General features: G+C 61.9%; 13 protein-coding genes, 2 rRNA genes and 1 pseudogene (1 of these 16 only partly in view). 8 read left to right on the forward strand and 8 right to left on the reverse strand.

The annotated features are described in order from the left end of the window. Nucleotides 1-271: 271 nt before the first annotated feature. The gene (locus V5738_RS09805) at nucleotides 272-1,543 is read left to right on the forward strand and encodes a cation:proton antiporter (RefSeq protein WP_423820627.1); all 1,272 of its coding nucleotides are present in this window, start codon (nucleotides 272-274) and stop codon (nucleotides 1,541-1,543) included. Between the two features lie 82 nt (nucleotides 1,544-1,625). On the opposite strand, the gene V5738_RS09810 is transcribed toward V5738_RS09805, so the two are convergent. Beyond that, entirely contained in the window at nucleotides 1,626-2,924 is a 1,299-nt protein-coding gene (locus V5738_RS09810) for an ATP-grasp domain-containing protein (RefSeq protein WP_423820628.1), read from the reverse strand. A gap of 135 nt (nucleotides 2,925-3,059) precedes the next feature. Continuing rightward, nucleotides 3,060-4,292 (reverse strand): diguanylate cyclase, encoded by a 1,233-nt coding sequence (locus tag V5738_RS09815; protein WP_423820629.1) that lies wholly within the window; start codon nucleotides 4,290-4,292, stop codon nucleotides 3,060-3,062. A gap of 453 nt (nucleotides 4,293-4,745) precedes the next feature. Between V5738_RS09815 and V5738_RS09820 the strand changes: the two genes are divergently transcribed. After that, entirely contained in the window at nucleotides 4,746-5,810 is a 1,065-nt protein-coding gene (locus tag V5738_RS09820) for an NAD(P)-dependent alcohol dehydrogenase (protein ID WP_423824162.1), read from the forward strand. A gap of 519 nt (nucleotides 5,811-6,329) precedes the next feature. Here V5738_RS09820 and V5738_RS09825 read toward each other — a convergent pair. Continuing rightward, a complete protein-coding gene (locus V5738_RS09825; RefSeq protein WP_423820630.1) occupies nucleotides 6,330-6,632 on the reverse strand; it encodes an SDR family NAD(P)-dependent oxidoreductase in 303 nt (100 codons plus the stop codon). A 107-nt stretch (nucleotides 6,633-6,739) separates the two neighbouring features. Further along, on the reverse strand, nucleotides 6,740-7,681 hold the full coding sequence (locus V5738_RS09830) for an AraC family transcriptional regulator N-terminal domain-containing protein (RefSeq protein ID WP_423820631.1): 942 nt from the start codon (nucleotides 7,679-7,681) through the stop codon (nucleotides 6,740-6,742). A 171-nt stretch (nucleotides 7,682-7,852) separates the two neighbouring features. Here V5738_RS09830 and V5738_RS09835 point away from each other — a divergent pair, with 171 nt between their 5' ends. Further along, entirely contained in the window at nucleotides 7,853-8,815 is a 963-nt protein-coding gene (locus V5738_RS09835) for an alpha/beta hydrolase (protein ID WP_423820632.1), read from the forward strand. Nucleotides 8,816-9,046: 231 nt separating this feature from the next. Beyond that, on the forward strand, nucleotides 9,047-10,264 hold the full coding sequence (locus tag V5738_RS09840) for an MFS transporter (protein ID WP_423820633.1): 1,218 nt from the start codon (nucleotides 9,047-9,049) through the stop codon (nucleotides 10,262-10,264). Between the two features lie 134 nt (nucleotides 10,265-10,398). On the opposite strand, the gene V5738_RS09845 is transcribed toward V5738_RS09840, so the two are convergent. Both V5738_RS09845 and V5738_RS09850 read right to left on the reverse strand, forming a co-directional pair. After that, nucleotides 10,399-10,980 (reverse strand): cyclodeaminase/cyclohydrolase family protein, encoded by a 582-nt coding sequence (locus V5738_RS09845; protein ID WP_423820634.1) that lies wholly within the window; start codon nucleotides 10,978-10,980, stop codon nucleotides 10,399-10,401. A 307-nt stretch (nucleotides 10,981-11,287) separates the two neighbouring features. Continuing rightward, nucleotides 11,288-11,908, reverse strand: a complete 621-nt coding sequence (locus V5738_RS09850; RefSeq protein ID WP_423820635.1) for a hemerythrin domain-containing protein — start codon at nucleotides 11,906-11,908, stop codon at nucleotides 11,288-11,290. 833 nt (nucleotides 11,909-12,741) lie between these two features. Between V5738_RS09850 and V5738_RS09855 the strand changes: the two genes are divergently transcribed. From V5738_RS09855 to V5738_RS09870, 4 genes and pseudogenes are all read left to right on the forward strand, one after another. After that, nucleotides 12,742-13,902: an efflux RND transporter periplasmic adaptor subunit gene (locus tag V5738_RS09855; RefSeq protein ID WP_423820636.1), complete on the forward strand. Its 1,161-nt coding sequence runs from the start codon at nucleotides 12,742-12,744 to the stop codon at nucleotides 13,900-13,902. A gap of 112 nt (nucleotides 13,903-14,014) precedes the next feature. Next, nucleotides 14,015-17,059 (forward strand): efflux RND transporter permease subunit, encoded by a 3,045-nt coding sequence (locus tag V5738_RS09860; RefSeq protein ID WP_423820637.1) that lies wholly within the window; start codon nucleotides 14,015-14,017, stop codon nucleotides 17,057-17,059. A gap of 486 nt (nucleotides 17,060-17,545) precedes the next feature. After that, nucleotides 17,546-18,904, forward strand: coding sequence for an MFS transporter (locus V5738_RS09865; protein WP_423820638.1), 1,359 nt, complete (start codon nucleotides 17,546-17,548; stop codon nucleotides 18,902-18,904). 461 nt (nucleotides 18,905-19,365) lie between these two features. Next, a pseudogene (locus tag V5738_RS09870) lies at nucleotides 19,366-19,536 on the forward strand (aquaporin); the annotation flags it as partial. Nucleotides 19,537-19,586: 50 nt separating this feature from the next. Here the strand turns inward: V5738_RS09870 and rrf are convergent. After that, a 5S ribosomal RNA gene (gene rrf, locus V5738_RS09875) occupies nucleotides 19,587-19,702 on the reverse strand. 67 nt (nucleotides 19,703-19,769) lie between these two features. After that, a 23S ribosomal RNA gene (locus V5738_RS09880) occupies nucleotides 19,770-20,002 on the reverse strand (it continues 2,664 nt past the right edge of the window).

Consider the following 20,002-nt stretch of genomic DNA (forward strand, 5'->3'; position numbering starts at 1 on the left):
TAATGCCCTCGATCGTGACCTGCCGACCTCAGAAGAAGTGGGGTTGCGCACATCAATTCTCAAATCGTCGTGCGCTACCGACGGCCGATATCGCCCCATTGCCTTTGCCGTAACGAGGCTGGCCCGGGACGCATACCCTGCGCCACGACCGCCGAGGCACCCGGTTTCCGACTGTGTGTCATCGCCCCAGGCCGTCCTGGGGCTCTTGTGGAGCCTCCTATGGCCGGCCACAACCTGTATGGTTGCGGACTCGTTTAAGACCGGAGATCGGATGACTCTGAGCGTTTTTCAGCTGATCGGCATACTGATGACGCTGACCGCGATATTTGCCTGGGGTAATCAACGTTTCATTGGGCTGCCATCCGCGGTCGGGGTCATGCTCCTCGCACTGACGGTATCGCTGGCCATGCAGACCGCTTCCTGGCTGGGGGTAGCCGAAGTTCACCAAGCCGCCGAACTGGTCGGCGCAGTCGATTTCAACCATGCCCTGCTCGATGCGATGCTGGGTGGCCTGCTATTCGCGGGCTCGATGCAGATTCGGCTACGCGATCTCAGACGCGAGGCGCTGGTGGTGATTCTGCTGACCACGCTGGCGCTGACCACCTCGACGCTTCTGATCGGTGCTGTGACCTGGGCGGTGTTTGCCTGGCTGCACATGGATATCGCCCCGGTCTACTGTTTCATCTTCGGGGCACTGATTTCCCCGACCGATCCAGTCGCGGTATTGGCTATCCTGCGGCGTGCCGGCGTGCCCAAGGCACTGGAAACCCAATTCACGGGCGAGTCGCTATTCAACGACGCGATCGCGATCGTCATGTTCACCCTGCTGCTGCAGATTGCGACCGGGCCCGGCCATGCCGCGCTCGATGCCGGCCATATCGCCACGCTGTTCGCAGAAGAAGCGGTCGGCGGCCTCGCTTTCGGCGCCCTGCTCGGTGCGATCGGCTTTGTGCTGCTGCATGGAATCGACGAATACAAGGTCGAGGTGATCGTCACCCTAGCGCTGGTCACCGGTGGCTATGCCGCGGCGGAAGCCTTGAATATTTCGGGCCCGCTGGCGGTGGTCGCCGCCGGTCTGGTGGTCGGCAACCAAGGGCGGGGGCTGGCCATGTCGTCGAATACCCGTGAACATGTCGACACGTTCTGGGAACTGGTCGACGAAATCCTGAATGCCGTGTTATTCGTGCTGATCGGGCTCGAGGTTCTCCAGGTGCCGTTCTCGGGCCACGCGATCCTGGCCGGGCTGATCTCGATACCGGTGATCATCGGCTCGCGGGCGCTTTCGGTCGGGATACCGATCAGCTTGATACGCCTGGGCCGCAACATGGCCCCGCATACGGTCAAGATCCTCACCTGGGGCGGCCTGCGCGGCGGTATTTCGGTCGCGCTGGCCTTGTCGTTGCCCGAAGGCAACGCCCGGGATGTCATCGTCAGCATGACCTATATCGTGGTCGTGTTCTCGATCGGCGTTCAGGGGCTGACGATCGGCCGCCTGGCGCGCTTGGCCTCGCCGCAGTCTGACGGCGCCCGCGCCGGCCGCTAGCCGCACCGACAGGCGGTCTTGCCCCGATCGTGGCATCGTCACGATCGGGGCTGCCGGCGACCGATGTTCAGCCACCTCGCCTCTACATCGGCATCTCAAGATCGGTTTCCTGGGCGCAGCGAAACGTGAGCCCGGCCACGATTTCTCGATACGCCCGTTCCAGGGCTTCGCTGTTCTGCGCGCTCAAATACAAATCAGCGAGTTCGAAGCTATAGCTGTCTTGTGCAGCCAGGTTCGAAAGACGCTGTCCCGGCTGGACCAGCACTTCCAGATGCGCGTTCGGCCATCGCTCGATCAGCGCCGCGCGTTCGCCCAACCCCGGAACCCGGGTAATAAAAGCATCGTGCCAGCTGCGCAGCATGAATTTCGCCGCTACGCCGCCGTCCGGCGCAATCTCTGGGAGACAGGGCTTGCGGCCCAGGGCCAGTTGCACAGCCACCTGATGATTGGCGACACCGTGCAGCTGCTTGAACAAGTAGGCATGGGACTGCGAGTGTCGGGGGTTGATCTCGAGTAGCCCCAGCCGATCCTCGAGCGGGTCATAGAAAAACTCGGCATTGAAGGTGCCGTGGTCGTAGGCCAGATGCGGCATAAGACGCTGGCAGACCTCGGCCATCCGGATATGCACCGAGCGCGGCAACCCCGAGGGATATTCATAGCGCTGGAACGATGAGGCATGGTCGCTCTGGATCGAGTCCACGACCCCGTAAACCGTGACCTCGCCCTGATAGACATAGCCTTCCACAGTGCATTGATGCCCGGCCAGCGCCTGTTCAGCGATACCGATGATATTGCGCCGTCCGGCCAGTTCTGGCGGCAGTTGTACGCGATCAACCAGGCGCTCGAACGGCTCGGCCAGCCGTTTCACGTTGCGCCGCATGTCGTATAACGCCGCCGCCAGGCTGGCCCGGCCGTCGATTCGAAACGCCAAATAGGACCGGAACGACTTCACCGGCTTGATCCAGAACGGGGGTTGCAGCTCCAGGCCTTCCAATGGCCGGCGGCGATAGGGATCGAACCCCGCGAAATACGGTACGTTCTCGGGCACGACTTGTTTCTGCAGCAAGCGACTCCAGAGCTTGTGCTCGCAGCGCATCACGGCGTCGAACGACGGCCCCGGCAGGCCATAGCGCCGACACAGCAATGGCAGGATCAGCGTGACCGGAAAATCCAGAAAGCCGAGAAAACCGTCGACGCTGCCCTCGAAACACGACAGCCGCTCTTGGCAGCGCGCCAGCAAGACTTCGACTGGATAGTCGTTGCGCCCGCGGACTTCGTCGAAATCCAGCAAGGCGTGAAAGCGTACCTCTCGTGCCTCCGGCAACGCTTCGAGCAAATCGCGATTGAACGCATCGAGGCCGACGACGAACACATTTTTCATGGCGCCGCTCTCCGGTTGGCTCGCGTTGCGCGCGAGCCCGGCCCGGTCACTGGCTAAGCCTCGGGCCTACAGCCCCAAGCATCCGACAAATCGTCAATTACTGGCAATAGCCCCGGCCCTCGAGGAACAGCGCGTTTAGGCCGGATCGGCGCCGTGCGAATAAGCCGAGCCTGCGGCTGGATCGGCCAACGGATCCTGCTTCGAGTGCTCGGCGCCGGCCGACCTCGCTTCGCGGCAGATCGCGACCTGGTCGCGGCCTCGGCGCTTGGCGTCATACAGTGCTTGATCGGCTCGTTGGAACAGGCTTTGTACGTCGTCGGTCCGGCCGTTCATGGCACAGACGCCGATGCTCAAAGTCAGATCCACCGGGAAGGTATGGGCACGGATCTGCTGCACCAGGCGTTCGGCAAGCACCCTGGCATCGTGGACGCCGGTCTCCGGGGCCAGCAGCGCCATTTCATCGCCGCCTTGGCGGCCGACGATATCGGCATGGCGCGCAGTCTCGTGCATCATCTCGCCGACATACCGCAGCACTGCGTCGCCCATCAGGTGCCCGTGCTGATCGTTGATCTGTTTGAAATAATCGATATCGATCAGCAACAACGCCATATCGTGGCTGTAACGACGCGCACGCGAGTATTCCTGCTCCACGGCCGCCATGAACGCACGCTGGTTCAAACAGCCGGTCAGTTCGTCGGTCGTTGCCAGCTTCTCCAACCGCAGCCGCAGCTCCATGAGCAGATTGTCCTGCCGCTCGCGGTTCAGGGCGCCGAGAATCGCCAGCACCCAGCCCACGCTCAGGGTCATCAGCTGCAGCATATTGGTCGGGCCATACACCGGGCCGGTGTTCAGCATGATCAACAGCACGCAGCCGAGCAGCCCGATAAAACCGCTCGCCAACACGGCTTCCAGCGAAAAACCGATCCCCAGATACAGCATGGGCAGAATATAGAGATAGGTCATCGGGCTGTTGATGCCGCTGTCGAGAACGCAGAGCACCACGATCAAGGCAAACGTTGCTGCATCGCAGGCCGCGAACAACCGCCCGCGATGAGGTGATCGAACCAGACGACGACGTCTGATGAAAACCGTGATCGCAGTCAACAACGCCGCGCTGATAACGCCCACCATTGCCACCCGGTTGGACTGCGACCAGGTCAGCGCGATATAGCTGAAGATCGCTGCCGAGCCGAGCGCATAGCCGCCGAGTGCGGCATAGAGCATCCCCATCCAAAAGCGATAGCGGCGTTCGGCTTCGCCAGCCGGGGCCAGCGCCGATGTCTCGTAGGCGATCCGTCGAGCATCGCGCTCTTCGTATCGCTGCGACCATTGCCTGAGTTTTTCGAACAACCGTTGGGTCCAACGCATACGTCTGATGATTATCTGGTCAGCGACGGTCCCCACCTGTCGTCTCACACATCATGACACGGGATGCGCGATCGACTCCTGACGAATTTACATACATCCCATCCAATTCGTCTCGTGGTGAGCCGTATATGCCGCCTGGCGATCCGAACCGGGCCGTCCGGTAACAATGGATCTTCAGTGTGTCGCAAGTCGTGGCGCAGCCGCTATACCACATTCGATAGCTTGCGCCGGGCAGCGATTGTTGGCAGCTCCACCGTATCCGATCGCCATCGCGCCTCGACACCCGGGGCTCGACGGGCCGCCCCAATCCTTCGAAATCGGCTTAGGCGTTGGAAATGCGTCGGGGGGATGATCCAGGTCAAAGCCTGGTCGTACCGATCACGCCCACTCTGGGGTGCCGGTTCCAATCCGACGCCAATCACAACCCTCAGGAGGTGGCCCGTGAGTCCGACCATGAAAGCCGCGGTGTTCGTCGAACCCGGTCGTATCGTGCTCGAGGACAAGCCGATTCCCGAGATCGGACCGCTTGATGCGTTGCTCCGGGTTACCACGACCACGATCTGTGGCACCGACGTCCATATACTCAAGGGCGAATATCCGGTCGCCCCCGGGCTGACTATCGGCCACGAGCCGGTGGGCGTGATCGAAAAACTCGGCGCCCAGGTTCATGGCTATGCCGAGGGCCAGCGGGTGATCGCCGGCGCGATTACCCCCGACGGGACCAGCTACGCATCGTTGGATGGCTTTCATTCCCAATGCGGATGCGGCACCGCGCAAGGCTGGAAACCACTGGGGGGCTGGCGCTTCGGCAATACCATCGACGGCTGTCAGGCGGAATATGTTCGGGTGCCCGATGCCATGGCCAATCTGGCGCCGATCCCGGATGCGCTGTCCGATGAACAGGTCCTCATGTGCCCCGATATCATGTCGACCGGCTTCGCCGGCGCTGAAAGCGGCCGCATACGGATCGGCGACAGCGTGGCGATTTTCGCCCAGGGCCCGATCGGGCTCTGCGCGACTGCCGGCGCCAAACTCCAGGGCGCGACCCGAATCATCGTCGTGGACACGGTGCCCGAGCGGCTGGAGGTCGCCCGACGGCTGGGCGCGGATGTGGCAATCGACTTCAAACAGGACAATCCGGTCGAAGCGATCCAGACTTTGACCGACGGTCGTGGCGTGGATGTATCGATCGAGGCACTGGGCACCCAGCAAACCTTTGCCTCGGCGCTGGCGGTGCTGCGGCCCGGCGGGACACTATCCAGCCTCGGAGTCTATTCGCAGGATCTGACCATTCCGCTCGGCGCTTTCAGCGCCGGCCTAGGCGACAACCGGATCGTGACCACACTTTGCCCTGGCGGCAAGGAACGCATGCGCCGCCTGCTCAACGTGGTCGCCTCGGGCCGCATCGACCTGGGCGCACTCGTGACCCATCGCTACAGTCTCGACGATATCGAAGCCGCCTACGAGCTGTTTTCACACCAGCGTGATGGCGTGCTCAAGGTGGCCATCACGCCGTAGGGGCGTTCAACCGGGCCGGTGGCCCGAGCGCAAGATTGCGGCGCTTATCGGCATCGCTGCCATGGCCTGATGCCCGACCCGTAGATCCGGGCCCGTGCCCGCTCAGACCGGCAAGTCGGTCGAGCAGACGATTCTAAAAATCGGTATCGGCCGCCGGCGCAGGCGGCTCGTGCCAACGACAATCCCGCCAGTAGCCGCCCCTTCGGGCTGCTTCGGCATCGTCATTGGTTGCTAGCCACACCTGGGTCCGCTGCCCGAAGACTAGATTGCCTCGCACATTCGCCCCTCCCTCGTTTTTGGGTCGTAATCCCGCCCGGATCGGCTGCGTGGCTGATCACCTCCCAGCGGCGTCGGGCTATAGCCAATGCCAGCGTCGTAACATACAACCAGCGTTCCGAGCAGGCCTGGCACGTGTTCCAACACCGCTGTCGCCATTCAATATCGGCGAGCGTATCGCCGCCGCTTACTGCAGGCTACTCGCCAGATAGACCGAGCGTGCAGGCGAGAGCATGCGACAGCTCAAGATCTAGGCGCCAGCACATCGCCTGCCATCACCGCGACATGATCGTCCGGCGTGGGCGCCCGGCCGGGCAGCGACATGACACCAGCGTTATTAATGATTGCATCGAAGCGGCCAAAAGCATGGCTTTGCTCGGCCACCGACCGAATATCCGCAGCGCATGACAAGCCACCGGCGATACAGCCGGCGGTCTGGGCGGTCGGCGCGTGAATACTGTCGGCCCTTGCCCAGGAACGCGCATGCAGTACGACCGAATAGCCCTGCTCGTCTAGACGATGCGCCGCGGCCAGCCCCCAGGCCATCGGTCCTACCGGTTATAAAAATTCTGTTGCATAAAACGCTTCTTGGCTGTCGTCAGGCTCGCGGGCAGGCATGGTCGTTCGAGGCATACTCATCGAATCGGGCAAACTCAACTCGGGCGCGCCGATGTGCGGCGTAGATTCGTGATATCGCGCTTGGGCGGCGCGCCGAACAGCCGACTGTATTCGCGGCTGAACTGGGACGGGCTTTCATAGCCGACCCGGAAGGCCGCACTGGCAGCATCCAGATGTTCGTTCAACATCAATCGCCGGGACTCGTCGAGCCGAAGCCGCTTCTGGTACTGCAATGGACTCATCGTCGTGAGCTGACGGAAATATTGGTGGAAAGTCGGCGTGCTCATCTGGGCTTGCGAGGCAAGCTCCTCGATCCGCATCGGCGACGCGTAATGAGTCTTGAGCCAGTCGATCGCCCGGGCAATTCGGTAGCCATGGCCATCAACTGCGGCGATCTGGCGCAGCCGATTCGCCTGATCGCTCTGCAACAGCCGATAGTGGATCTCGCGCAGAATCAATGGCGCCAAGATCGGAATCGCGGCCTGCTCGTCTAGAAGTGCGACCAGCCGTGCCAATGGCGCCAGCAATGCCGGCGTGGCCGCGCCGAGTCCAACGCTGGGCACTGAACCCCGCTCGCGCGATAGCGGCGCAACGCCCTGGGCGATCAATTCAGCGAGCAGAAATCGATCGAGCCGCAGAACCAAGCCAAGACAGGGCTGTTCGACCGACGCCTCGATCACCTCCGAACGCCCCGGCAGATCCAGCGAGGTGATCAGAAAACGCGATACATCATAGCGATAGGCGGCCTCGTCGATCCACATCCTCTTGGCACCTTGAACCACCACGACGATGCTGGGTTCGATCATGCAAAAAGCAGGCGGTGCCGGCCCCTCGCGTCGGAATAATCCGAGCCCCGGGATCGCGGTCTCGTAGTCGCTAAAGCCTCGCGACCAGCGGGCGATAGGTTCGATCAACTCGGCATACCGGCTGTTTTGCGATCCCGATTCGGGCAACAACGCGTCTTGTTCGGTGACCATAGCGCCTCCTAGCGGCTCGCAACCACTTTAATCGGTCGGCGCGTATTTTTTAACGAAACGATAGGAAAAAATCGGATTGGGCAAGAACGCGACGGGAATATACAACCCTTACGCGGGCGCAGCGATCAAAATAGACCGTATCAGGCCCTTCCCTTTCCCCTGGAGATCGCCATGCCCGAAGACGCCAACAACTTCTATGAAAGCGAGCGCGTCAGCGCTCGGACGGTCGAATTCAGCAACCTGTTCCAGATGACCATGGCCGGTAATCTGTTCGTGCCGGCCGACCTCGACCGCAACGCCGTGCATCCGGCGATCGTGGTCGGTCACCCGATGGGCGCGGTCAAGGAACAAAGCGCCAATCTGTATGCGACCCAGCTCGCCGAGCGCGGATTCGTGACCCTGGCGATCGATCTGCCCTGCTGGGGCGACAGCGAAGGCCCGCGCAATCGCGTTTCGCCGGATCTGTATGCCGAGGGCTTCAGCGCCGGCGTCGATTTTCTTGCCAGCCAAGCCTTCGTGAACGCCGATGCCATCGGCGGTATCGGTATCTGTGGCAGCGGTGGTTTTATCCTCAGCGCAGCCAAGATCGATTCGCGGCTGAAGGCCATCGCCACGGTCAGCATGTACGACATGGGTCAGGCGAGCCGTCACGGCATCGGCAACAGCGTCTCGCTCGACGATCGCAAGGCCATGATCGACACGGCCTCGGCCCAGCGCAACGTCGAATTCGCTGGCGGCGAAACCGAATACACCGGCGGCGCCCCGCATACAATCGATGCGAACTCGGACCCGGTCGCCCGCGAGTTCTACGATTTCTATCGTACCCCGCGCGGCGAATTCACGCCCAAGGGTCAATCGTCGGCGCGGACTACCCATCCGACGCTGACCAGCAACGTGAAGTTTCTGAACTTCTATCCGTTCAATGATCTCGACACCATCGCGCCGCGCCCGCTGTTGTTCGTTTCCGGCGATCAGGCCCATTCCCGCGAGTTCAGCGAAGATGCCTACGCGCGCGCCGCCGAACCCAAGGAGCTGTACTGGGTGCCAGGCGCCGGCCACGTCGATCTCTACGACCGCCTCAGTTTGATCCCATTCGATAAGCTCGAACGCTTTTTCAGCGACGCCCTGGCCTGATCGACCGTTGCGCTCACGACACCATGCCCCGTTAATACGGAGCATCCGGCCGCCCCGGAAAGCCGGGGCGGCCACGGTATCCTGTCGGGGCCGTAGTGTCGCGGGCCGCCAGCGTTGCTCGAACCCGCGGCGGATAGCCCGAATGTCCGCACCGGCAGGCACCGAACGCCACACGCAATTTCACACCCGGGTGCCAACGCCCGGATCGACCACGCCGTCAAAAGGATCGCTATGCCATTCCGGTCGACATCGTCCACTGACTCACAGACTCTACTGGCGCTGTTCGCCCTGGCGTTCGGCAGTTTCGTGATCTCGACCTCCGAGTTCGCCAGCATGGGCCTGCTGCCGTTGTTCGCCGACGGGCTCGGCCTGAGCCCCGCCGAGGCATCCAATGCCATCACGGCCTATGCCCTCGGCGTGATGGCCGGAGCGCCCGTGATCACCATCGCCGCAGCGCGGATGAACAAGCGTACGATGCTGATCGCCCTGCTGGTTCTGGCGATCGCCGCCAACCTGCTGACGTCTGTGGCCAACGGTCTTGGCTTATTGGTCATCGCACGCTTTCTAAGCGGACTGCCCCAGGGCGCCTATTTTGGCGCCGCTTCGGTGGTTGCGACCGCGATCGTCGGCGCCGATCGCGGCGGCAAGGCAGTGGCCCTGGTCATGGGCGGCATTACAGTGGCCACCATCGTCGGCGCCCCGGTCGGCACGTTCATCGGTCAAACCCTGGGCTGGCGCGGGGCCTATGCCATCATGGCGGGCTTGGCAGTACTGGCCACAGCAGCAACTGTGTTCTGGCTGCCACATCGCAGCGATTTCAAGGGCGGCTCGGTCAGCCAGGAATTGTCTGCACTACGCCGCGGCACGATCTGGGGCATGCTGGTGTTCACGTCGATCGTGGTGGCCAGTCTGTTCGCGGTGTATACCTTTGTAGGCCCCTTGGTCACCGAAACCGCCGGCCTTCCGGCTTTCATGACCCCGATCGCACTGGCCTTGATTGGTACCGGCATGGCCGTGGGCAATATCGTCGGCGGCAACCTGGCCGACCGCTATCGCTTTCGCGGCCTGTTCATCGGCTTTACGGCAACGCTGGCTATGCTCGCAATCATGGCGCTGACCGCTACGGTCCCGACCATGCTGTTGATCATGCTCCCTGCTATGGGCTTCACCCTGATGGTGGCGGTGCCGACCATTCCGCTGCAGATGATGAAGATCGCGCCGGAAGCCCCGACCCTGATGGGCGCACTCAATATGGCGGCATTCAACATCGCCAACGCGATCGGCGCCGCGGCCGGTGGGCTGACCGTACACGCCGGTTTCGGCTTCCCATCCGCGATCTGGGCCGGTTTGGCACTGACTGCGGCTGGGCTGGCGTTCTACGTGCTGCTACGCCCCTATCTGTCTCGCACCCTAGATCAGGGCTATGACGCCGAATTCGCAAGCTCGTAAGCGGTGCCGCGGCCGGGCGTGCCCGGCCCGCAACACCGCGGGCTACGCCCCGTATATCGGCCCAACCGATCCGCTACACGGGGCAATACATCGGTGGCGGGCCTGCCCGGAAAGCCGAGCACCCAGCGCTTGGCTCAGGCCGTGAGAGCCGCCAGGTAGCGGTCGGCGTCTGCCTGCAAACGCTGACGTTCTTGTCGCAGTGCATCGCTGGCCTGCGGGTCATCGAGCTGGGCCGTATTCGCATCCACATTCAACAGCACCATGCTCAGCCCGGCATGCAGCAGTTGGGCACCGGCCCGGGTGTCGCTTTGCAAGGCGGGCTTTGTATACGCCATAGCCTGCCGGCTCAACGCCAGTCCCTCCAAGCAAGCACGGGCGGTATCCACCGGGACTTGTGTAATGCGCTGCCCGGCTTCGGCAACCGCCGAATCGCGATCCGGATCGCTCGCAGCCTTGCGTGCCGCGAGATAGTCTTGAAAGGCCGCCACGTCTTCATCGGCATAGCCGGCCAAGGCATCAACACAGACATCGGCCTGCTCAATCAGGCGATCGCGAGAAGCCGCTGTCTCGTCATCTGCTGACAGCCGTAATCCTTTCAAGACCAAAGCCAGGCCATTGGCTGCCGAACTCGCCGCAGCAGCACCGCAGCCCGGCATAGAGCGGGATTCGATATCGTCGCGAAACGCGCCGAGCGTCATATTCCAGAGACTGCGCATACCATTGCCAAGTGAGTTCGGGGCCCGAGTCGAGCCGTTCAAAGCCAATCACGAACCGTCTATTGTGCGTAAAAAAAAGCGCGATCCGACGTATTGCTACGCTGGGTTGCGCGCATCAGTACCGGCCCGGAACGGCTGCTGATCGCGGCTGCCCCAAAACTGGTGAATATTTAACCAGCGCCGCATGCAGCCCGTGGTTACTGGCGATGGGCGCGGTTGTTCACGGCCTTGTCCACAGATTCTGTGGGTTATTCATACGCCTGTAACATGCCGAAAACCGGGACAAATCGCTAGCGGCAAACCCTGTTCAACGCAAGGGCCGCTCACCATGTTCGAGCATCGCCGGGATCACCAGATCTTCCTCGTCGTCCAGATGTTGATCGAGCAGGATCAATAGGCGATCGGCGCGGGCCGCAAAAGCATCCGCTGCCCGGCGCGCACTGTCTCGGTCGCGTGCCAGGGCGTCCATGAGCGCACGCGCGCTGTCGGCGCTGGCCACTAGCCGCTCGTGGATGATGTCGTGATCGTTTTCGAGTAACTCGAAACCCGCCACCATGCGTCTGTCGAGACGGCGAAAGCGTGGAAAATAATGCCTATCCTCGATCTGGTGGTGGCCTTCGACATGTTGCAGATATTCGCCCAGGCGCGGCATGAACCGTTGACGAAAAACAGCCGCTTGTTCGGCGCCTTCGCGAAACTCACGAATTGCCTGCTGCAAAGCATGGCCTTGCGCTTTCAAGCGCTCATGGACGCTCAGCCAGAAGGCCGAAAGCTCGCCATAGTTCGAATGGACCGTCCAGCCGGACGATGGATAGCGCTCACGCAGAAAAGCGATTTCGGCCGGCAGGCGGTCGCGGTTGCCCAGCCGTAATTTCTCGGGAATCTCGTTCACGCCTTCACGGTACCGATCGCGACTGGATTGTGCCAATTTAACGCCGACCGTTCGTACCAGCGCCTGCGGATGGTCGGCGCGAGTCTGTATAAGCCTTTGTTGACACGCAACGCGAGGCAGCCAAACGTCGCGACCGATGACGCTGGATCGTCGCAGTACGGCGCTCGCCCGTTCGGGTTCGGCCGCCCTACCGAATCAACATCGGGTACCCTGGGCGTTACGAGTTTGGAGCGTGGCGTACGAATACGCAGCCAGCCACGCTGTGCAGCACTCGAGGGGCGAACGCCCACGTCGTGCGCGCACCACCTGTACAGGCTTGGCGTCGTCATGGCGGTCTTGGTGTGCCCCAACCTCGGCTTAGGAAACAAATCGTTACCTCATTCGAGGGCTGACGTCGGCGCCGATTGATCCGGAACGAGGCAGTCGTCGGCGCTGGCGCACACGAACGATCGGCTATGCGATCCAGCGCTGGCTGATTCCATTGCGGACGACATAGTGTATAGCGCGGGTTTATTGCCCACCGCATGTCGTTGTGCTTTATTTTGATAATAAGAGCTGCCCCGGCTTTTTTTGATCGTATCGCGCTATCTTCCCGTGCCGCTGCACCATAGGCACGGCAGGAGTTCGTTGTGATGTCTTGTCTGCGCATCGCAGGTTGTTGCTGGCTCGGCTTGATCCATCCGTGGCTCGTCGGTAGCGCGCGCTCAGCCCCGGCTGGCCGTTCCCCGGGCGCGGTCGAGGCGCCGGGGGCCACGCCTTCTGTTGGGTCTGTTGCTGCGGTTATCCCCCATGCTTCTTGCGATCCGAGCCCGGCTGATCACCGTCGCCCGGCGGCGCATTAAGCCGAATCGATCCCGGGCCATCCGGCAATGACTCCCGATTCCCAAGCCCGCCCTAGTATCGCCAAGCGAATGCTCGTGATGATCGGCGGGGTCGTATTACTCATCGCGTTGATTGCCGGCATCAAGGTCTGGCTCGTCATGCGCACGATCGCCAGCCTGCCGAAGCCGAGCCCGGCCACGGTGAGCACGACGACCGTGCGCTATCAGAACTGGCAACCCCGCCTGAGCGCGGTCGGCACTCTGCGTGCGGTACGCGGCGCAGATCTAGCATTTGATGTGCCCGGTTTGGTACAGAACGTAGCGCTGCAATCCGGGCAGCGGGTCGCGGCAGGCCAGCTGCTGGTACGCCTGCACGATGCCGACGATGTGGCACAGCTGCATCAGCTCGAAGCCGCAGCGCATCTGGCGACACTGAATTTTCGCCGCGCCCGTCGCCAGGTCGCCGCGAACGCGATCAGCACTGCCGATTACGAAAGCGCCGAATCGAATATGACCTCACGCCAGGCCGCGGTCGCCGAGCAGCAGGCATTGATCGCCAAAAAACACCTGCGCGCCCCGTTCGCCGGGCGGGCCGGAATCATTACCATCAACCCCGGGGATTACCTACCCGCCGGTACCCCTGTGGTCACGCTCCAGCAGCTCGACGCCCTGTATATCGATTTCGATATGCCGCAGCGCGAACTGGGCCGGCTTGCGATCGGCCAGCGGGTACGACTGGCCATCGACGCGTTCACGGGGCAATCGTTCGCAGGCCAGATCACCGCGATCGAGCCGCGGGTAAATACCGATACGCGCAATATTCGCGTCGAGGCTCGCATTCCGAATCCGAACGAGAAGCTATTTCCCGGCATGTTCGCCGAAGTGCAGGTCGAAGTCGGCGCCCAGCAACGCTACCTGACGCTGCCCCAGGCCGCGATCGTCTACAACCCTTATGGGGATACCGTATTCGTGGTCCAGCGCACAGACCGGCATAACGAACAGGGCGAGCCTGCTTTGCCAACAGTACAACAAACGCTGGTCACAACCGGCGATACCCGGGGCGATCAGATCGCAGTGACCCACGGGCTCAACCGCGGCGCCGAAGTGGTGACCAGCGGGCAACTCAAACTCAAAAACGGAGCCGAAATCACGATCGACAACAGCGTACAGCCGGCCGACGCGGCCCATCCGCGCCCGCAGGAGCGCTGATCATGGCCCGCAGCCCGGCGTTTTCGGCCCCGCCGCCGCGGGCGACCGGAACGCACTTGGCACCGAGCGGCCAGGGGCCGCAGCGCCCCTTCGTCCTCGGCCGGGATCTGCCATGAAGTTCACCGATCTGTTCGTCGACCGGCCGGTGCTGGCGATCGTGGTAAGCCTGCTGATTTTGGTGCTGGGCCTGCGCGCCCTAAATACGCTGACCGTGCGCCAGTATCCGGAAACCCAAAACGCTACGGTAACGATCACCACGCTGTATTACGGGGCCGATGCCCAGACTGTGGCCGGATTCGTGACCCAGCCGCTCGAACAGGCCATCGCCCAGGCCCAGGGTATCGATTACCTGTCGTCGAGCAGCGTGCCCGGGGTGTCCACGATTACCGCGACACTGCGGCTGAACTACGACGCCAATCGGGCGCTGAACGAGATCAATACCCAAATCAACTCGGTACGCAACCGCCTGCCCCCAGAAACCCAGATCCCCTCTTTGACCATTCAGGTCGGCGAGACCGTCGACGCCATGTATATGGGGTTTTACAGCGATACGCTGCCGACCAACAACATCACGGATTATCTGTCTCGGGTGGTCAAACCCAAGCTGGATTCGGTCGAGGGCGTACAAACCGCCGAAATTCTGGGCGCCCGTCAGTTCGCCTTGCGCGCCTGGTTGGATCCGGCGCGTATGGCCGCCCACGGCGTCACCCCCAGCGACGTACGGACTGCGCTGGCGGCGAACAATTATCTGGCTGCGGTCGGGACCACGAAGGGCCAGGCGGTAACAGTCGATCTAACAACCGACAGCGACCTGCATACGGTCGAACAATTCAAGCAGTTGGCGGTCAAGCAGGCCGGCGGTGCGATCGTACGCCTGCAGGATATCGCCCGGGTCACGCTCGGCTCGGAAGACTACGACGTGAACGTCGCCTTCAGCGGCCAACGCTCGGTGTTCATCGGCATCAAAGTCGCGCCGGACGCCAATATTCTGGATGTCGCCACTCGGGTGCGCAGCGCGTTTCCGAACATTCAGCAGCAACTGCCGACCGGCATCACCGGGGCGATCGTCTATGATGCCACGACCTTCGTGAACGCCTCGATCCACGAAGTGATCACGACTCTCGGCGAAGCCTTGTTGATCGTGACCCTGGTGATCTTTGTCTTTCTCGGCAGCCTGCGCGCGGTGGTGATCCCCGTGGTTGCGATCCCGCTGTCGTTGATCGGCACTTTTTTCATGATGTTGGCGCTCGGCTATTCGATCAATCTGCTGACACTGCTGGCGCTGGTGCTGGCCATCGGGCTAGTGGTCGACGATGCCATCATTGTGGTCGAAAACGTCGACCGGCATATGCGCGAAGAAGGCCGGCCGCCGCTCGAAGCAGCTCTACTCGCGGCCCGTGAGCTGGGCGGACCGATCCTGGCGATGACGGTCGTGCTGATCGCGGTATATGTACCGATCGGCCTGCAACAGGGGCTGACCGGGGCCTTATTCACCGAATTCGCTTTTACCTTGGCCGGGGCCGTGACCGTCTCGGCCGTCGTGGCCCTGACGCTGTCACCGATGATGTGTTCGCGGTTCTTTCGCAGCGGACAAGACAGCGGCCGGCTGATCGTTCTCATCGACCGCGGTTTCGAGCGTCTGCGCTCGGCCTATGAGCGGACGCTGCATGCAACGCTGCACACCTGGGCCGTACCGGTGGTCATGGGCGGACTGCTGTTGGTCGCCACGGTGGCCCTCGGCATGACAGCCAGTTCCGAGCTGGCGCCCGAGGAAGATCAAGGGGTCGTGATCGGCCAGATCACCGGCGCCCCCGATGCCACTGCCGACCAGATGAATGTCTATGCCCGGCAAATGTTCGACAAGGCCAAAACCCTGCCGGAATACGAGCAGATGTTCCAGATTACCGGCACGCCCACCGTCAACCAAGGCATTGGTGGGGTTTTGTTCAAACCGTGGGAGCAACGCAACCGCAATGCTCATACATTACAGACCGTGTTACAGGCGCGTTGGAACGAGATCGCCGGGGTTCGCATCGCGGCGTTCCAGTTCCCTCCCCTGCCCGGCACTTCGGGACTGCCGATCCAGCTCGTAATCACTACCACCGAACCCTTCGAAAATCTGTATGAGGTCGCCCAGGCCGTACTATCAAAGGCCCAGGCCAGCGGCCGCTTCTATTACGTTGACTCCGACCTCAAACTGGACAAGCCGCAGATCCGAATTCTGTTCAATCGTGATCTGATCAGCGCGCTCGGCCTGACCCAGCGCGATGTCGGTGCCTCATTGGCGGCGGCACTGGGCGGCAACTACGTGAACTATTTTTCGATCTCCGGGCGCTCTTACCGAGTGATCCCGCAAGTGCTCCAGGTGGATCGCCTCAACCCGCATCAGGTGCTCGATTATTATATTCGGGCTTCGGACGGCACGATGATCCCAGCATCGACCGTAGCCCGGCTCAAGAAAGAAGTGGTGCCGCAGTCCCTCAACCATTTCCAACAACTCAATTCGGCCACCATCTCCGGGGTATCCGGCATGTCACAGGGCGAAGCCCTGGCTTTTCTGCGCGACGCCGTCACAGCCGCCGCCCCGGGCGGCGATTACGGTGTCGACTATGCCGGGGCATCTCGCCAGTTCGAGCAAGAGTCCGGCGGATTCACCAACACCTTGTTATTCGCGGTGATTATCGTGTTTCTGGTACTCGCGGCACAGTTCAATAGCCTGCGGGATCCGGTCGTGATCCTGGTGTCCGTGCCGATGGCGTTATTCGGCGCGCTGATCTTCGTCAACCTGTTGACCAGCCTGAACATCTACACCGAAGTCGGTTTGGTGACGCTGATGGGCCTGATTAGCAAGCACGGTATTCTCATCGTACAGTTTGCCAATAGCTTGCAACGGGCCGGCCGATCCAAACGCGAAGCTATTGAACGCGCCGCAGCGGTACGTCTACGTCCGATCTTGATGACTACGGCCGCGATGGTACTCGGCGTGATTCCGCTGGTCATCGCAAGCGGTGCCGGTGCAGCTGGCCGATTCAATATGGGCCTGGTGATCTCAACCGGCCTCGCGATCGGCACCCTGTTTACGCTGTTTGTCGTGCCGGCTTTCTATATGCTGCTGGCCGCCGAACACCCAGCCGCGAAGACCACACATCGGGGCTAGCGCCGTTGAGGTTGGGTGTGAGCGCGTACCCGCACGGGCTTGTCGTGCCACAAGCCCGTTCATGCACCGCAGCCACCGTTCGTTCTGGACCCGCCTGCAATAGCGCTGAATATCGGCCCTACAGAGCAGGTCCTCTCGGGACCTATGCGAACGATCCCGGGCCGCCCGGTCTTGCGGATTGGGGGCGGCACGACGCGAACGCTTGCACCCAGCCAAGCTTGATGGACGGACGCCCAAACGACACTCCTAGCGAGCATCAACCGATCCCGGGCGTATCGCGCCGGTCGCTGCCCCCGGCTGCATGCTCGGCGGCCAGGCCCCGCAATAACCCTTACCGGTGAGCGCCTTGGCTGAGATAAAGTCGGCGACGCCAAGACCACACACCCGCGACCGGATCGTGCCCAGGTATAAGACCCGCTCTTCGTGCTTTAAACCCCATCGCCGCAAGAGGTATCGCCGATCCAGGTTGCCAACCAAGGAGTTCTCATGAGTTCCGGAGCCCGTCCCAACACGGCCGGACAGCCCGGCCACTACCGCTGGGTAGTCGTTGCTTTACTGTTCGCCATCATCATTATCAACTACGTCGACCGATCGGCAATTTCTTATGCGATTGGTCCCATCGCCAAAGACCTGGGTATCGACGACACCCAGCGCGGCCTGGTGTTGGGGGCCTTCGGTATCGGCTATGCCCTGACCACCTTTCTCGGTGGCATCCTGGTCGACCGGTTCGGTGCACGTATCGTACTCGCAGCCTCGGTCGCCCTCTGGGTCGTGTCGATTGGCGGCACCGGCTTCGTTCAGGGATTCGCCCTGCTATTGGTGGCCCGAGCAGCCCTGGGTCTAGCCGAAGGGCCAATGTTCCCGGGCATGACCGGGGCGATCAGCAGCTGGCTTTCACCGCGCGAGCGCGCCCGGGCGCTGGGATACTCGCTCACGGCAGTGCCCGTATCGCTGGCCATTGGTGCCCCGATCGTATCCAGCCTAATTGCCTGGCTGGGCTGGCGCGGCATGTTCTACGCGCTGGCCGTCATCAGCTTCATTTGGTTGCCGCTCTGGTGGTTTTTATTTCGTGATCGCCCAGAGCAGTCGTCGTTCGTCAACGACTCCGAGCTCGACGTGATTCGCTCGCACGGCGACGCACAGGACAATAGCGGTGGCTCAACAACCGATGAGAGCGTCACGCCCGCCGAATCCGATGGGGCAACCCAAACCACTTGGCGGCGCATGCTCACCAACCGGACCCTGCTGGCCAACTACTGGGCCTTTTTCGTATTCGGGTATTTCCTGTTCTTCTTCATGACCTGGCTTCCGGGCTATCTGGAGAAGGTCTTCGATCTGAGCGTGTCCGCCGTGGGCTGGTTTTCGGTCGTGCCCTGGGCCGCGGCGTCGGTGGTTCTGTTCGTACTGGGCCACCTCTCGGACACGATCCTCAAGCGCACCCACCGGCTTCGTCCGGCCCGGAGTTATCTGATCGCCGGCACCCAGGCCATTGCGGCCGTGGCCGTGGTCCCGGTTGCCTTTTCTTCCAGTCTGACGGTGTCGCTAGTGCTTATCACGATCGCCCTGGCGGCTTCGATGGGGGCGAACGCTTCGTATTACGCAACCAACGTCGATATCGCCCCGGACCGCTCGGCCACTGCGCTGGGCATCATGGACTTCGGATTTGCCATTGCCGGCTTTCTTGCCCCCGCCATCACTGGCTGGGTGGTCGGCAACCAGGGCGGGTTTGCCTATGCCTTCTTCTTGTTGGCGGCATTAGCTGCCTCCTCGGTAGTACTCACGCTGATCTTTCATCGCCCCGATCGCGACGCGATCAACCATCCCTACCCGAGCGGCAAGCAGTAAAAAATGCAGTACGACAGCCCGGCCTCTACGGCCGGGCTTTTTAAAGCGACGAGCATGGCCTATTCGTCGCGACCCCGCCCAATCTGCCTGCCTGATGCGGCATATCCTTTTCGTCACCACCGACGCAATCGGCGCCGTGTAAGCCTATCCTAGGCGACGGTCGTCCGGCCTTGTTGAGTACCCAAGAACCTGGTTCGCCGCGATACGGCTAGCAGCATGGCCTTTACTGACCCGTCGGATGTGCGCGGCCCTGTCCTCCCGCCTTATGAGGGTCTTGTTCTATCGTCGGCAAGAGCCGACATAGCGTCGATATGGTCATAGGCCATCGCTTATAGGCGACGATGGGGAACACTCTGTCGACCTGCAGGCGTAGCGAGTCGAGCGAAAATACCCCGAGCGGTGCAGTAATCACTGCCTGTCATTGCCGAACAACACTGTCTAGCGTGTCATATTGATAGCCAAACCCAGCCCGCAGCACCGGCCCGGCGTTGCTGATGGGCGGGCTGGCGCTGAGTCAGCTCTGGCTGTTTTGGTTGGCGCCGGCATTGGGTGCGTTGGCGGCTGGGGTCAGCTACCGCGTACTGGCCGGCACGCCGCCGGCGCCGGCAGTCACGGGAGAGGCGCTGCCATAAATTGCGGGCATAAAAAAAGCCCCGACGGATGTCGGGGCTTTTTAGTATAAGCCTGGCGGTGACCTACTCTCGCATGGGGAAGCCCCACACTACCATCGGCGCTGAGCGGTTTCACTTCCGAGTTCGGAATGGGGTCGGGTGGTGCCCACTCGCTATGGCCGCCAGGCAAACTGGCAAACAATTCGTGCAATCGAACACTGCAACGCGGTTGCGCAAGAGCGCTTGAGCGTTATATGACCAAGTCTCACGGGCAATTAGTACCAGTAAGCTGAATGCGTCGCCGCACTTACACATCTGGCCTATCAACGTCCTCGTCTCGGACGACCCTTAAGAGCTCTTTAAGAGCAAGCGAGATCTCATCTTGAGGTGGGCTTCGCGCTTAGATGCTTTCAGCGCTTATCCCTTCCGTACGTAGCTACCCGGCGATGCCACGGGCGTGACAACCGGAACACCAGAGGTACGTCCA

The organism is Salinisphaera sp. SPP-AMP-43, from assembly GCF_049568105.1.
Classification (GTDB): domain Bacteria; phylum Pseudomonadota; class Gammaproteobacteria; order Nevskiales; family Salinisphaeraceae; genus Salinisphaera.

Excerpts from the sequence above, each read along its gene's own strand:
- V5738_RS09815 (WP_423820629.1), bottom strand. The coding sequence starts at position 4,292 with ATGCGTTGGACCCAACGGTTGTTCGAAAAACTCAGGCAATGGTCGCAG.
- V5738_RS09860 (WP_423820637.1), top strand. The coding sequence starts at position 14,015 with ATGAAGTTCACCGATCTGTTCGTCGACCGGCCGGTGCTGGCGATCGTG.
- V5738_RS09845 (WP_423820634.1), bottom strand. The coding sequence starts at position 10,980 with ATGCGCAGTCTCTGGAATATGACGCTCGGCGCGTTTCGCGACGATATC.
- V5738_RS09810 (WP_423820628.1), bottom strand. The coding sequence starts at position 2,924 with ATGAAAAATGTGTTCGTCGTCGGCCTCGATGCGTTCAATCGCGATTTG.
- V5738_RS09855 (WP_423820636.1), top strand. The coding sequence starts at position 12,742 with ATGACTCCCGATTCCCAAGCCCGCCCTAGTATCGCCAAGCGAATGCTC.
- V5738_RS09865 (WP_423820638.1), top strand. The coding sequence starts at position 17,546 with ATGAGTTCCGGAGCCCGTCCCAACACGGCCGGACAGCCCGGCCACTAC.
- V5738_RS09840 (WP_423820633.1), top strand. The coding sequence starts at position 9,047 with ATGCCATTCCGGTCGACATCGTCCACTGACTCACAGACTCTACTGGCG.
- V5738_RS09825 (WP_423820630.1), bottom strand. The coding sequence starts at position 6,632 with ATGGCCTGGGGGCTGGCCGCGGCGCATCGTCTAGACGAGCAGGGCTAT.
- V5738_RS09830 (WP_423820631.1), bottom strand. The coding sequence starts at position 7,681 with ATGGTCACCGAACAAGACGCGTTGTTGCCCGAATCGGGATCGCAAAAC.
- V5738_RS09805 (WP_423820627.1), top strand. The coding sequence starts at position 272 with ATGACTCTGAGCGTTTTTCAGCTGATCGGCATACTGATGACGCTGACC.
- V5738_RS09835 (WP_423820632.1), top strand. The coding sequence starts at position 7,853 with ATGCCCGAAGACGCCAACAACTTCTATGAAAGCGAGCGCGTCAGCGCT.
- V5738_RS09820 (WP_423824162.1), top strand. The coding sequence starts at position 4,746 with ATGAAAGCCGCGGTGTTCGTCGAACCCGGTCGTATCGTGCTCGAGGAC.